Genomic DNA, 13,938 nt, shown 5'->3' on the forward strand with positions numbered 1-13,938 from the left:
TGTCGTCCGTCAACCCGATGCGCGGACGCCGACGAAAAGACCACGACCGGTGGGACCGTCCTCCAGGAATTCCACGGAGCAGCCCGCGTCGGTGAACGCGGAGATGTACTCCTCCTTGGTGAACAGGGTCAGTACGTCGATCTCGGTGAACTGCTGGATACCGGCGGCGTCCCCCACGGTGAAGCGGACCTCCATGCGGGTGGCCCGGCCCTTGCGGGTGGTGTGCGAGATCCGCGCGATGGTGCGGTGCTCCTCACGGGCCAGGTCACCCGCGACATAGCCCTCGATGAAGTTCTCGGGGAACCACCAGGGTTCGACGACCAGGACGCCGCCGGGCTCCAGATGGCCGGCCATCGACGCGATGGCGGCCCGCAGGTCGGCCACCGTGCCCAGATAGCCGATGGCGCAGAACATGCAGGTCACCGCCGCGTACCTGCGGCCGAGGGCGAAGTCGCGCATATCGCCCGCGTGCACCGTGACGCCGGGCAGCCGCTGCTCGGCGAGCCGGCGCATCGGCTCCGCGATCTCCAGCCCCTCGGCGACCTCGAACCGCGTGCTGAACACGCTGAGATGGGCGCCCGTGCCGCAGGCGACGTCGAGCAGTGAGTCGGCTCCCGGGCGGCGTTCGGCGATGAGCCGGGAGACGTCCGCCGCTTCCTCCCCCCAGTCCTTGCCCCGGCTGCGGTAGATGGCCTCGTACACGTCCGCGAGTTCCCTGCCGTACATGTGTGTCTCCTCCCGTTGCCGCCCTGGTGGGCGTGGCGTCCGCCGGGCCGTCGTGTGCTCCGCACTCGCCGGGTCACTCGTCGAGCAGCGCCACCGCCCTCGTCCAGCCGGCGCCCGCCCCGGCGATCCGCACCGGGAAGCACGCGACCCGGAATCCGTGCGGGGCCGGCAACCGGTCGAGCCCGGCGAGCCGTTCGACCTGGCAGTACTCCCGGTCCCGCCCGATCATGTGGGCGGGCCACAGCACCGAGCGGTCACCGGTCTCCCGGTAGCGGGTGATGATGTCGCCGAACGGCGCGTCCAGGCTGAACGCGTCGGTGCCGATCACCCGGACTCCCCGGTCCAGCAGCAGATGCACGGCGGACCCGTCGAGCCCGGTGAAGTCCGTGAAGTACTTCTGCGTCCCCGACCACGCGTCGGCGCCGGTCCTCAGCAGCACGATGTCCATGGGCGAGAGGGTGTGGCCGACCCGGTCCAGCTCCCGCTGCACCACCTCGGCGCCGACCGCGCCCGTGCCCTGGTCGCTCAGGTCGAGCACCACCGCCGGCCGGAAGAACCAGTCGAGCGGCATCTCGTCGATGTGCCGCGGCGGACCGTCCCGGTAGGAGGCGCGCGTGCCGTAGTGCGAGGGCGCGTCGACGTGCGTCCCGGTGTGGGTCGTCAGCCGGAGGCGGTCGAGCGAGAGGAACTCGCCCTCCGGCAGCTCCGCCGGATCGAACTCGATCCCGAAGTGGTCACGCATCTCCTCGCTCATGTGCGTGGCGGCCTCTTTCGGGCCGAGGACATCGTGCACCACGGGATCGGGTTCAAAACCCGCCCCGTCCACGGGTGAGGACAGGTCGATGATGCGCACACGAGCCTCCCGGCGATGGATTCCTGCGAGCCAGCCCATGCTCACCAGCGCGGCTAGAGAAGCGTTGGAGCCTGGCTCGACGCGGCCCGCGACCGCCCGCCCCGCGACCGCCGCCCCGCGCTCGACCGACCCGAGCAGGTCCAGTGAAGTCCGCTGCGGTTCGACAGCGCCCCGAAGGGTCGCTGTGCCGTCGGTTGTCTGCGGCTCCGCCGCGCTGGGCGGCCCCTAGTTCGAGCGAAGCCGAGAACGTGCGGGAGCGACCGGCCACGACGGTGCCGCAGACGACCGCCGGCACAGCGCGGCATGTCCAGCGGAGCGCTTGGCTCGGCCGATCCCGGCTCGACCGATCCCGGCTCGACCGATCCTGGAGGGGCCGCTGCCACCGTCGTGACCTCACGGGAACCCGGGAACGCACCCGCCCCGGCCCACAGCGACGGCGGAAGGGACACGGCATGGCAGCACAGGCCCCGACGGCACCGGCGGACGTCTACGCCGAGGTACAGCACTTCTACGCGCGGCAGATGCGGCTCCTGGACTCGGGCGAGGCCGAGTTCTGGGCCGGCACCTTCACCGAGGACGGCTCCTTCGCGCCGCCCTCACTCCCGGAACCGGTGCGCGGCCGCCCGGCTCTCTCCGAGGGCGCCCGCAAGGCCGCCGCGGGTCTCGCGGCCGCCGGCGAGACGCACCGCCACTGGGTCGGCATGCTCACCGTCACCCCCGCGGACGACGGCTCGCTGACCGCCGAGAGCCAGGTCTCGATCGTCGCCGTGCCACGGGGCGGCCCCGCCCGGCTGCACCTGATGTGCACCTGCCGGGACGTGCTGGTGCGCGAGGCCGGCGAACTCCTGGTCAGGGAAAGGGTGGTGACCCGTGACGACCGGCCGTAGCGGGAGTCGACCGCGAATCGAGCGGCCCGTCCTACGGTCCCGGGCATGAGCGCGACACAGGACACGACAGCGCCCCGCGGCGTGATCGTCACCGGCGGGGGGACCGGCATCGGGCGGGCCACGGCCCGCGCCTTCGCCGACCGCGGCGACCGGGTACTCGTCGTGGGCCGTACGCCCACCACCCTGGCCGCGACCGCCGAGGGGCACCCCCGGATCAGCGTCCTCGCGGCCGACCTCACCGATCCGGACACCCCCCGCGCCGTGACCGACGCGGCGCTGGACTCGTTCGGCCGGATCGACGTGCTGGTCAACAACGCGGCCACCGGCGGATTCGCCGCTCTCGCGGAGACCAAGCGGGAGGCCGCCCGCGACCAGCTCGACAGCAACCTGTTGGCCCCGCTGCTGCTCACCCGGCAGACCCTGGACGCTCTCGCGGCCGACGGCGGCGGAACGGTGCTGAACATCGGCTCGGCCGGCGCACTGGGCCGCCGTGCCTGGCCGGAGAACGGGGTCTACGGCGCCGCCAAGGCCGGGCTCGACTTCCTCACCCGGACCTGGGCCGTGGAACTCGCGCCCCGCGGCATCCGCGTCCTCGGCCTGGCGCCGGGCGTGATCGACACCGGTATCGGTGAACGGTCCGGCATGTCACAGGAGTCCTACGCGGGCTTCCTCCAGCAGATCGCCGCGCGCGTCCCGGCCGGCCGGGTCGGCCGCCCCGAGGACATCGCCTGGTGGGCCGTCCAGCTCACCGACCCGCGAGCCGCCTACGCGACCGGAGCGGTGCTCCCGGTCGACGGCGGTCTGTCCCTGACCTGAACCACGCCCCGAAGGAGACTGCCGTGACCCACACGGAGACCGACGAGACGACCACCGCCGAGGCCCCCGTGGCGGCCGAGGGGATCCAGCAGACCGACAGCGAACTCGGCCGTCATCTCCTGACCGCCCGCGGCTTCCACTGGATCTACGGAACCAGCGGCGATCCGTACGCCCTGACGCTGCGCGCGGAGAGCGACGACCCGGTGGCGCTGGCCCACCGCATCCGGGAAGCGGAGACACCGCTGTGGCAGAGCACCGCCGGAGCCTGGGTCACCGGCCGGCACGCTGTGGCCGCCGAGGCGCTGGCCGATCCGCGGCTGAGCCTGCGGCACGCCGATCTGCCGGGCCTCCAGCGGCACGTCTTCTCGGACGCCTGGAGCAATCCGCTGTTGTGCCACATCATCCCGCTGGACCGGGCCTTTCTCCACGCGCCGGGCGCCGACCACGCGCGCTGGGAGCGGGCGGCGGCCCCGGCCCTGGGCGCGGCCGCGGCGGACGGCCACCGCAAGAGCGCCGAACGCCTGCACCAGGAGACCGCCGACGGACTCGGTGCCTCCTTCGACCTCATGGCGGACTACTCCCGCCCGGTGGCCACCGAGGCCGCCGCGGCCCTGCTCGGTGTACCGGAGGCGCAGCGCGACCGGTTCGCCCGCGCGTGCCCGGCCCTGGAGGTCGCGCTCGACGCGGCGCTCTGCCCGCAGCCGCTCGCGGTCACCCGCCGGCTCACCGAGGCGATCGAGGACGTCCGCGCCCTCGTCGGCGATCTCGTCGCGGCGCGGCGGGCCGAGCCGGGTGACGATCTGCTCAGCACGGTGCTGCGCGCCGGCTCTCCCGCCGAGGACGCCCTCGCGGTCGGTGTGCTGGCCGCCACGGTGGGCGTCGCTCTCACCGCCGGGCTCATCAACAACGCCGTGGAGGCGCTGCTCGCCCACCCCAGGCAGTGGGCGCTGCTGGGCGAGAGCCCCGACCTCGCGGCCGGAGCCGTGGAGGAGACGCTGCGCCACGCGCCGCCGGTGCGGCTGGAGAGCCGGATCGCCGGCGAAGACCTCGTGCTCGCCGGCCAGGACGTCCCCGCCGGCGCCCAGGTCGTCGTGCATGTCGGCGCGGCCAACCGGGATCCCCGGGTGTTCCTGGCCCCGGACCACTTCGACCTCACCCGGCCCGCGGGACAGGGGCAGTTGTCGCTGTCCGGCCCGCACACCTCCCTCTTCGGGGCGTTCGCCCGGCTCCACGCCGAGACCGCCGTACGCACCCTGCGGGAGCGCCACCCCCGGCTGGCACCGGCCGACGGCGTCCAGCGGCGGATGCGGTCCCCCGTCCTGGGCGGAGTGCTGCGGTTCTCCCTCGGTTCCGCGTGACGGTGCGCCGCGTCCGGTGTACCGCGGCCGGAGTTTCCCCAGAGCCGCTGAGAAAGGACCGACCATGCGGGTTCTGCTGACGTCCTTCGCGATGGACGCGCACTTCAACGGGTCCGTACCGCTCGCCTGGGCGCTGCGGGCCGCCGGGCACGAGGTACGGGTGGCGAGCCAGCCCGCGCTGACGGGGAGCATCACGGCGGCCGGACTGACTGCCGTCCCCGTGGGGGCCGACCCCGGCCTCGACGAGATGGTCAAGGGCGTGGGCGACTCCGTGCTCTCCCACCACGCCGACCAGTCGCTGGACCCCGATGCCCCCGGTCAGCTCACCCCCGCCTTCCTCAAGGGCTGGGACACGATGATGACCGCCACCTTCTTCACCCTGATCAACGACGATCCGATGGTCGACGAACTCATCGCGTTCGCCCGTGCCTGGGAGCCGGACCTCGTCCTCTGGGAGCCGTTCACGTTCGCCGGCGCGGTGGCGGCGAAGGTGACCGGCGCCGCCCACGCCCGGCTGCTGTCCTTCCCGGACCTGTTCCTGTCGATGCGGCGGGCCTTCCTCACGCAGCTCGGTCCCGGTCCCACCGGCAAGGACGGGGAACAGGGGCCGCACACCGAGGACTCCGTCGGCCAGTGGCTCCAGTGGACACTCGGCCGGTACGGCGTGCCCTTCGACGAGGAGGCGGTGACGGGGCAGTGGTCGGTTGACCAGGTGCCGCGCAGCTTCCGGCCGCCGTCGGACCGGCCGACCGTGGGCATGCGCTACGTCCCGTACAACGGGCCGGTGCCCGCCGTCGTACCCGGCTGGCTGCGGGTTCCGCCGGAGCGGCCCCGCGTGTGCGTCACCCTGGGGCTCACGGCCAGGACCTCCGAGTTCCCCAGCGCGGTCCCGGTCGACCTGGTCCTCAAGGCGATCGAGGGACTCGACATCGAGGTGGTGGCCACGCTCGACGCCGAGGAGCGGGCGCTGCTGTCCCGTGTCCCGGACAATGTGCGCCTGGTGGACCACGTACCGCTGCACGCGCTGCTGCCGACCTGCGCGGCCATCGTGCACCACGGCGGTGCCGGGACCTGGTCGACCGCGTTGGTCGAGGGGGTGCCGCAGATCGCCATGGGCTGGATCTGGGACGCGATCGAGCGGGCGCGCCGCCAGCAGGAACTGGGCGCCGGTCTCCACCTCCCCTCCCACGAGGTGACGGTGGAGGGGCTGCGGGGCAGGCTCGTGCGGCTCCTCAAGGAGCCCTCGTTCACCTCGGCCGCCGCCCGGCTGCGCACCGAGGCCGAGTCCGAGCCGACTCCGGCGGAGGTCGTCCCCGTACTGGAGCGGCTGACCGCCCAGCACCACGCCGCCCAAGGGCGTCGACGTCCCGGAGGTGCGTCCACACCATGCGCGTCCTGATCACCGGCGGTGCCGGTTTCATCGGCTCCCACTATGTGCGCTCCCTGCTGGCCGGCAGCCTGCCCGGGCCCCGGCCCGCCCGGGTGACGGTCGTCGACCTGCTCACCTACGCCGGGAGCACGGACAACCTGCCTCTGGACGATCCCCGCCTGGACTTCCGGCGCGTCGACATCCGCGACCTCGACGCGCTCCTGGAGGTCTTCCCCGGTCATGACGCGGTGGTGCACTTCGCGGCCGAGACACATGTCGACCGCTCCCTGACCGGGGCCGCGGAGTTCGTCCACACCAATGTGCTGGGCACCCAGGCGCTCCTTGAGGCGAGCCTGCGCTGCGAGGTCGGCACCTTCGTGCACATCTCGACGGACGAGGTCTACGGGTCCATCGCCGAGGGCACCTGGACGGAGGAGGAGCCCCTGCTCCCCAACTCGCCCTACGCGGCGTCGAAGGCGGGCAGCGACCTCGTCGCCCGGTCCTACTGGCGCACGCACGGGCTCGACGTACGGATCACGCGGTGCGCCAACAACTACGGCCCGCGCCAGCATCCGGAAAAGCTCATCCCGCTGTTCGTCACCGAGCTGCTGGCCGGGCGGACGGTGCCGCTGTACGGGGACGGCAGCAACGTCCGGGAGTGGCTGCACGTGGACGACCACTGCCGTGCCGTCCACGCGGTGCTGACCGGCGGCCGGGCCGGCGAGATCTACAACATCGGCGGCGGTACGCATCTCACGAACCGTCAAATGACGTCCAAGTTGCTGGAGTTGTGCGGCGCTGACTGGTCCCGGGTCCGCCAGGTACCCGACCGCAGGGGCCACGACCTGCGGTACGCGGTGGACGACTCGAAGATCCGTAAGGAACTCGGCTACCGTCCCCTGCGCTCCCTGGACGACGGCCTACGCGAGGTCGTCGCCTGGCACCGCACCCACCCCCGAACACCCGCCCACCCCTGACCCGCCCTCCACCGAACCGACTCCCGCCACCGTGAGCTGGCGAGGCCGCGGACCAGCATGACCGGCGACCGCTCCGGTCGAGGACCAGCCTGCTCGGGCGACCGGTCCAGCCGAGAACTGGCCTGCTCGGGCAGCCGGCCTAGCCGAGGGCCGGTCTGCTCGGGCGGCCGGTCAGGTCGGCGGCCGACCTGGTCGAGGGCCGGTCAGGCGAAACCACGCACGCCACCTGAAGCACACCGCCCAACGGACCACGCCACCCGAGGGCCGGTCCGATCGGCAACCGGTCAAGTCGACGGCCGGTCAAAGTCGAGGGCCGCTCTGGTCGACGGCCGGCCTAATCGGCGGCGGCCAGGCGGAACCACGCGCGCCGCCCGAAGCGAGGATGCCGACCCAAGCGGGCACGCCACCTGAAGCACACCGCCCAACGGACCACACCGCCCGAGGGACACACCACCCGCGAAGCGACACCCCCCCAAAGCAGCACATCGCCCGCGAAGCCATGCCACCCGAAGCCGCACACCACCCACGAAAACACACCACTCGAAGCCGCACACCACCCGTGAAAACACACCGCCCAAAGTCCCGCACCCCCCGAAGACACCGCTCGAAGGGGGCACGTTGGTCGATGGGGGTGCCCCCGGGGGGGTGTCCGCGGTCGGGGGCTGGGCATGCGGTCCGTCGGGGGTGTGCGGGCGGTAGCCGGGGCGGTCGTGTGCGGTGAGGGTCAGTGGGTGACGACTCTTGCGGCCTTGCGTACCTGTTCGACCAGGAGCGCCTGGCGCAACAGGGCCTCTCCCAGGCCGGTCCGCCCGGTGCCCGACAGGGCCGCTGCCGCGAAGGCGTCGAGCGCGTTGCCCACTTGGTGGTCGGCGGAGAGGGTCACCTCGGTGATCCGGTCCTGCTGTTCGAGGCGGACCACCGGCCGGTGCTCCCGCGGCGGTGTGAAGGCGCGCGGCACGCTGATCCTCCCCCGGCTGCCCCACAGGGCGTACACGGACCGATAGGAGTGCTGGAACCCGAAGTCGAGCTGCGCGGTCACCCCGGTCGCGGTGGAGAGCAGCGCGCTGCCCGCGACATCGACACCGGTGGCCTCGTCGACGCGCAGACAGGCGCCGAGGACGTCGAGTTCCCCGGCGAGGTGGAGCTGGGCCGCGCGCAGCGGATAGACCCCCACGTCCAGCAGGGCGCCGCCGCCGAGCCGCGGGTCGTGCCGGAAGGACGCCGGATGCGGCGGCGGCACCCCGAAGGAGCTGGAGAAGACCCTCAGCTCACCGACCTCGCCCGCCAGTTCCCGTACCGCCGCGTGCTGGGAGTGGTGCAGGAACATGAAGTTCTCGGTGAGCGCAAGACCGAGGCGGGCAGCCATCGCCACCAGTTCGGCGCTCTGCGCGTACGTGGTGCTGAGCGGCTTCTCCACCAGCACGTGCTTGCCAGCGGTCAGCGCCTCCGCGACCCATTCGTGGTGCATGCCCGGCGGCAGCGGCACATAGACCGCGTCGATGTCGTCCCGGTCCAGCAGCGCCCGGTAGCCGGTCACCGCCGCGCAGCCGAACCGGGCCGCCAGGTGCTCGCTTTTCGCCCCGTCCCGGCTCGCCACCGCCACCAGCCGCACCGACCGATGCTCCACCAGCGCGGGCAGGATCCGGCGCACCGCGATGTCGGCACAGCCCAGAACTCCCATGCGGAGTACCGGTCGTGGAGTGTCCTCGGGCATCTGCCACCTCACCTGTGGGATACGTCGCCGACACACGCTAGCCGGAGCAGGTCGAAAGCCCCTGGAAGCCCGCTGGAGCAGGGGCTTTCCGCGGGGACTCCATGGCTCCTCGACCGAGCGGCGCGAGCATGGTCCCCAGGCAATCCTTACCGGAGGGACGGCTATGACATCCGACACCAAGGCCCTGGTCCTGGAGCAGGTCCGCGAGTACCACCGGCAGCAGCGGCCGGGGAACTTCGAGCCGGGCGTGACACCGATCCTCTCCTCGGGGGCGGTTCTGGACGAGGAGGACCGGGTCTCCCTGGTGGAGGCGGCCCTGGATCTGCGGATCGCGGCCGGGGCGCACTCCCGGCGTTTCGAGAGCAGGTTCGCCCGTCACATCGGTGTGCGCAAGGCGCACCTGGTGAACTCCGGCTCCTCGGCGAACCTGCTGGCGCTCTCGGCGCTGACCTCCCCCCGGCTCGGCGATCAGCGACTGCGCCCGGGCGACGAGGTGATCACGGTGGCCGGCGGTTTCCCCACGACGGTGAACCCGATCTTCCAGAACGGCCTCACGCCCGTGTTCGTGGACCTCGAACTCGGCACGTACAACACGACGGCGGAACGCGTCCGTGCGGCGATCTCGGACCGCACCCGGGCCATCATGATCGCGCACACCCTCGGCAACCCCTACGAGGTGGCGGAGATCCAGCAACTGGCCACCGATCACGAGCTGTTCCTGATCGAGGACAACTGCGACGCCGTGGGCTCGACCTATCAGGGGCGCATGACGGGCACCTTCGGGGATCTCGCCACCGTCAGCTTCTACCCCGCCCACCACATCACGACGGGCGAGGGCGGGTGCGTACTGACCAGGAACCTCGAACTGGCCAGGATCGTCGAGTCGTTCCGCGACTGGGGCCGGGACTGCTGGTGCGAGCCGGGCGAGGACAACACCTGCCTCAAGCGGTTCGACTACCAGCTCGGTGATCTGCCCAAGGGCTACGACCACAAGTACATCTTCTCGCACATCGGATACAACCTGAAGGCGACCGACCTCCAAGGGGCCCTGGCACTCAGCCAGTTGAAGAAGCTCCCGGAGTTCGGCGCGGCCCGCCGGCGCAACTGGCAGCGGCTGCGCGACGGGCTCGCGGACGTTCCGGGTCTGCTGCTGCCCACCGCGACGCCGGGCAGTGACCCGAGCTGGTTCGGCTTCGTCATCACGGTGCTGCCCGACGCCACGTACACCCGTCGCGACCTGATCGCCTTCCTGGAGGAGCGGCGCATCGGCACCCGCCGGCTGTTCGGCGGCAACCTCACCCGGCATCCGGCGTATCTCGGCACCCCGCACCGGGTGGCGGGAGACCTCCGCAACTGCGACATCATCACCGAGCAGAGCTTCTGGATCGGGGTGTACCCGGGCATCACCGAGGAGATGACCGACTACATGCGGGAGTCCATCGTCGAGTTCGTCGCCAAGAACGGCTGAGCCGCCCCGGGGCCGGTCAGCCGATCATCCGGTCGAGCATCACGTTCTCCCCGTACCTGGGCACGTCCAGCCACGGTTCCGCCGCGAGCACCGCCTGTTGCAGACGCTGCAGGCGCGGGGACGGTGAAAGCCCCAGTTCCTCCGCGAGCCGGCGGCGCAGCCTCTGGTAGACGTCGAGCGCCTGCCAGGAGCGGCCCGCCCGGTACAGCGCCGTCATGCACTTGGCGTGCAGGCCCTCGTGCAGCGGATGGCGTCCGGTGAGCTCGATCAGCTCGGCCAGCAGTTCCGCGTGGCGTCCCAGCCTCAGATCCGCCTCCAGACACCGCTCCAGCACGCCGAGCCTGCTCTCCTCCAGCCGGGCCACCTCGATGCTGAGTACGGGCCCTATCCGCACGTCGACCAGCGCGGACCCGCGCCACAGCGCCAGCGCCTCACGGAAGTACGCCGACGCCTTCTCGTGCCGGTCCTCTGCGGTGGCGACGCGTCCCGCGGCGACCAGCCGCTCGTACCGCGGTACGTCGACGGCGTCCTCGGGCGCCTGCCAGCAGTAGCCGCCGTACTGGGTGACGAGGACGTCCTTGGCCGACACCCCGCCGTCGGAGCCGCAGGCAGCGGTGATCTGACGGCGCAGCTGGAGGATGTACGTGTGCAGGGTCGCGAGCGCGCTCTGCGGCGGCTCGGTGCCCCAGATCTCCTCCATCAGGGTCCCGACGGGCAGGACCCGATTGGCGTGGATCGCGAGCAGCGCGAGGATCTGGCGGGGCTTCGCGGCCGTCGGCACGATCGAGCGGCCCCGCACCTCGGCCGTCAGCGGTCCCAGCAACCATATGTCCACGTCTGTCTCCCCCATGTGGTCAGCGGATGTGGTCGGCGGAGCACCGCGAAGAGCTCCTTGCCCATGGAGTCTCGCTGGCTGCTTCGGCCGTCAACCAGTGCCGTGGTCCCGGACAGGCATGGGAGAAACGTATGCGCAAGATGTGTAAGCCTCATATGGTCCCTGTGCGGGACGCACTGGTACCCCCTCGCCGGACCCCGGAAGGATGGCGGCGCTGCGCAGGGCCGGCCCCGGTCCGACGCATCCACGGAGCAGGCAGTCGACAGCGACAAGGAGCACATATGTCACGGTTCACGCCCCTGCCGGACGGCGCCGCGGCCACCGCGACGGCGGTCGACGATCTCGTGATCACCGACTTCGGCCACGACGCCGCGGAGATCTCCGACGGCCGCATCTGCATCTGTTGGATCTCTTCGCCCGGCATGACGTGCGCCGAGGACGGCGGTCGTACCTCTCGATGAGCCGGACGGTCCCGGGCCACGGGCTCCCCCGGCTGGGATTCGCACCGCATCTGCGGGTCGAGTCGGTGCCGGGGGAGCCCGTCTTCCTGATGACGGAGGATCGGCTGACCACGCTGGGCGGAGAGCAGGTCGCCCTCCTGGCCCCGTTGCTCGACGGCAGCCGTGATCTGCCCCGTATCGTCGCCGACGCGGCACCCGGGCTGTCGGCCGAGAGCACCGAACGGCTCGTGACCAGGCTGCTGGACGCGGGCCTGCTGCACGCCTATCCGCCGGACGGGTCGGACGGACCCGAGCGTGCCTACTGGACCCTCACCGGCCTGGAGGCGCGGCCCGGCGCCGGCCTTGAGGCGCGCCTGGCCGCGGTCGACCTCACCGAGGACACGGGGGACGCGCTGCGCGAGGCGATCCCGGCGGCGGGGCTGCGCGCCGCCGCCGCGGGCGAGCCAGCCGACCTGACCCTGGCGCTGTGCCACGACTACCTCGATCCGCGGTTGAGCGCCCTGGACGCGGAGCACCGCGCCGCGGGACGCACATGGCTGCCGGTACGGGCCAGCGGCACCCACCTGTGGATCGGGCCCTTCTTCGCCCCCGGCGACGGCCCCTGCTGGAACTGTCTCGCGGACCGGCTCCGGCTGCGCCGACGCGGCGAGGCGTACGTCCAGCACCGGCTCGGGCACAGCGGGCCCGCCGCGCACCGGCCGTCGTACCTGCCCGCGGGGCGTGCCGCGGCCCTGCACCTGGCCCTGCTGGAGGCCGGAAAGTGGCTCGCCGGGCACCGGGGCACCGAGCAGGGCAGCTTGTGGCGGCTGGACACCCGCACGCTGGAGAGCAGCCGCCATCCCGTGCGGCGCCGCCCGCAGTGCGCACGCTGCGGTGATCCGCTGCTGGTGCGCGACCGGGTCTCGGCTCCAGTCGTGCTGTTCCCGCAGCCGGTGCGGGACACCACGGGTGGGGGCCACCGGACGTACGGTCCGGAGCGGATGCTGGAGCGCTACGGGCACCTCGTGGACCCCGTCACCGGTCTCGTCGGGGAGATCCGCCGGGATCCGCGGGGACCGGAATTCCTCAACTGCTTCCACGCCGGCGCCCAGCCGCCCTGGGACCCCGAGCGGCCGCCGCCCCCGCTGCACACGCCGCTGCGCAGCCCCGGCTCCGGCAAGGGCGTCACCGAACTCCATGCCAGGGTGAGCGCGTTGGCCGAGGCCCTGGAGCGGTACAGCGGCTACTACCAGGGCGACGAGCCACGCCGGCACGGCAGTTACCGCGAGCTGGCACCCCTCGCCGTCCATCCGGACGGCGTCCAGCTCTTCGACCGGCGGCAGTTCGAGGACCGGGTGGCGTGGAACCGCGCGCACGGTCCCTTCCACCAGGTGACCGAGCCCTTCGACGAGGACGCCCCCCTCGACTGGACGCCCGTCTGGTCGCTGACCGAGCGACGGCAGCGGTTGGCGCCGACGAGTCTGCTCTACTACAACGCCCCCGACGCGGGAACCGGATTCTGCAGGGCCACCTCCAACGGGGCCGCCGCCGGAACCAGTGTGGAGGACGCCATCGTCCACGGCTGTCTGGAACTGGTGGAACGGGACGCGGTCGCGCTGTGGTGGTACAACCGCACCCGGCAGCCCGGTGTGACCCTGGACCCGCGGGATCCGTGGACAGCCCGGATGCGGGCCGTCCTCAGGGATCTGGGCCGGACGGTGTGGGCTCTTGATCTCACCTCCGATCTCGGCATTCCCGTGGTCGCCGCCGTATCGGCCCGGACCGGTAAGAAGGCCGAGGACATCGTGCTGGGCTTCGGCGCGCATTTCGATCCCCGTGTCGCGCTGCGCCGGGCGCTCACCGAACTCAACCAGATGCTGCCGCCGTTGACGGGGGAACCGGCCGACGGGTCCTCCGCGTACACCGGCACCGACTCGGAGGCCCTGGCCTGGTTCCGGCACGCCACCACCGCCAACCAGCCGTATCTGCTGCCCGCGGCCCGCCGGTCCGCCCGGCCGCCCGCGGCTCTGCGGCCGCCCGCCGACGCCGCGGCACAGGTCCACGCCCTGGTCGCGCTGCTGCGCCGGCACGGCCTCGACGTCCTCGTCCTCGATCAGACCCGCCCCGATGTGGACCTGCCCGTCGCCAAGGTGCTGATCCCCGGTCTGCGCCCGCACTGGGCGGGACTCGGCCCCGGCAGACTGTTCGACGTACCCGTCGCGCTCGGCCGGCTCACCCGCCCGACCAACTACGCGGATCTCAATCCGCTGCCGCTGCACCTATGACGGAACGAGGTCTTTCCCTTTCTTCCGCGCACCGGAGTCAACCGGTTCTTCGAACTCGACGGGGATGCAGCGGTGCTGGGAGGGCTCGACGATCACGCCGTGTGACGCGGGTCAAGGCCGACGGCGCGGGCGGTTCGACGCGCGTCACACCCGGCCGTGGGAAGACACCCCCACACAATTCGAAGACCCCAGTAAACCCTTCCGCACCAA

General features: G+C 72.1%; 12 protein-coding genes. 8 read left to right on the forward strand and 4 right to left on the reverse strand.

The window, feature by feature from the left end; genetic code table 11:
- Nucleotides 1-9: 9 nt before the first annotated feature.
- Nucleotides 10-726 carry a class I SAM-dependent methyltransferase gene (locus AC27LF_RS23460; RefSeq protein ID WP_479658034.1) on the reverse strand — a complete coding sequence of 239 codons (717 nt, stop codon included), beginning with the start codon at nucleotides 724-726 and terminating at the stop codon, nucleotides 10-12.
- Between the two features lie 73 nt (nucleotides 727-799).
- On the reverse strand, nucleotides 800-1,579 hold the full coding sequence (locus AC27LF_RS23465; protein WP_479658033.1) for a cyclase family protein: 780 nt from the start codon (nucleotides 1,577-1,579) through the stop codon (nucleotides 800-802).
- A gap of 452 nt (nucleotides 1,580-2,031) precedes the next feature.
- Here AC27LF_RS23465 and AC27LF_RS23470 point away from each other — a divergent pair, with 452 nt between their 5' ends.
- The 5 genes from AC27LF_RS23470 to rfbB all read left to right on the forward strand — a co-directional run bounded on the left by AC27LF_RS23470 (nucleotide 2,032) and on the right by rfbB (nucleotide 6,986).
- Nucleotides 2,032-2,466: a nuclear transport factor 2 family protein gene (locus AC27LF_RS23470; RefSeq protein ID WP_479658032.1), complete on the forward strand. Its 435-nt coding sequence runs from the start codon at nucleotides 2,032-2,034 to the stop codon at nucleotides 2,464-2,466.
- Between the two features lie 45 nt (nucleotides 2,467-2,511).
- Entirely contained in the window at nucleotides 2,512-3,282 is a 771-nt protein-coding gene (locus tag AC27LF_RS23475) for an SDR family NAD(P)-dependent oxidoreductase (protein WP_479658031.1), read from the forward strand.
- A gap of 23 nt (nucleotides 3,283-3,305) precedes the next feature.
- Nucleotides 3,306-4,640 (forward strand): cytochrome P450 family protein, encoded by a 1,335-nt coding sequence (locus AC27LF_RS23480; protein WP_479658030.1) that lies wholly within the window; start codon nucleotides 3,306-3,308, stop codon nucleotides 4,638-4,640.
- A 64-nt stretch (nucleotides 4,641-4,704) separates the two neighbouring features.
- A complete protein-coding gene (locus tag AC27LF_RS23485; protein WP_479658029.1) occupies nucleotides 4,705-6,039 on the forward strand; it encodes an activator-dependent family glycosyltransferase in 1,335 nt (444 codons plus the stop codon).
- Entirely contained in the window at nucleotides 6,027-6,986 is a 960-nt protein-coding gene (gene rfbB / locus AC27LF_RS23490; RefSeq protein WP_479658028.1) for a dTDP-glucose 4,6-dehydratase, read from the forward strand. Before AC27LF_RS23485 ends, rfbB begins: the two co-directional genes overlap by 13 nt.
- Nucleotides 6,987-7,710: 724 nt before the next feature.
- On the opposite strand, the gene AC27LF_RS23495 is transcribed toward rfbB, so the two are convergent.
- A complete protein-coding gene (locus tag AC27LF_RS23495; protein ID WP_479658027.1) occupies nucleotides 7,711-8,700 on the reverse strand; it encodes a Gfo/Idh/MocA family protein in 990 nt (329 codons plus the stop codon).
- Nucleotides 8,701-8,863: 163 nt separating this feature from the next.
- On the opposite strand from AC27LF_RS23495, the gene rfbH reads away from it, so the two are divergent.
- Nucleotides 8,864-10,168 (forward strand): lipopolysaccharide biosynthesis protein RfbH, encoded by a 1,305-nt coding sequence (rfbH, locus tag AC27LF_RS23500; RefSeq protein ID WP_479658026.1) that lies wholly within the window; start codon nucleotides 8,864-8,866, stop codon nucleotides 10,166-10,168.
- Nucleotides 10,169-10,184: 16 nt separating this feature from the next.
- On the opposite strand, the gene AC27LF_RS23505 is transcribed toward rfbH, so the two are convergent.
- Nucleotides 10,185-11,003: an AfsR/SARP family transcriptional regulator gene (locus tag AC27LF_RS23505; RefSeq protein WP_479658025.1), complete on the reverse strand. Its 819-nt coding sequence runs from the start codon at nucleotides 11,001-11,003 to the stop codon at nucleotides 10,185-10,187.
- A gap of 281 nt (nucleotides 11,004-11,284) precedes the next feature.
- Here AC27LF_RS23505 and AC27LF_RS23510 point away from each other — a divergent pair, with 281 nt between their 5' ends.
- Both AC27LF_RS23510 and AC27LF_RS23515 read left to right on the forward strand, forming a co-directional pair.
- Nucleotides 11,285-11,464, forward strand: a complete 180-nt coding sequence (locus AC27LF_RS23510; RefSeq protein WP_479658024.1) for a hypothetical protein — start codon at nucleotides 11,285-11,287, stop codon at nucleotides 11,462-11,464.
- A complete protein-coding gene (locus tag AC27LF_RS23515) occupies nucleotides 11,461-13,728 on the forward strand; it encodes a TOMM precursor leader peptide-binding protein (protein ID WP_479658023.1) in 2,268 nt (755 codons plus the stop codon). The genes AC27LF_RS23510 and AC27LF_RS23515 overlap by 4 nt, the downstream gene beginning before the upstream one ends.
- The last annotated feature ends 210 nt before the right edge of the window (nucleotides 13,729-13,938 follow it).

The organism is Streptomyces diversicolor, assembly GCF_057537855.1.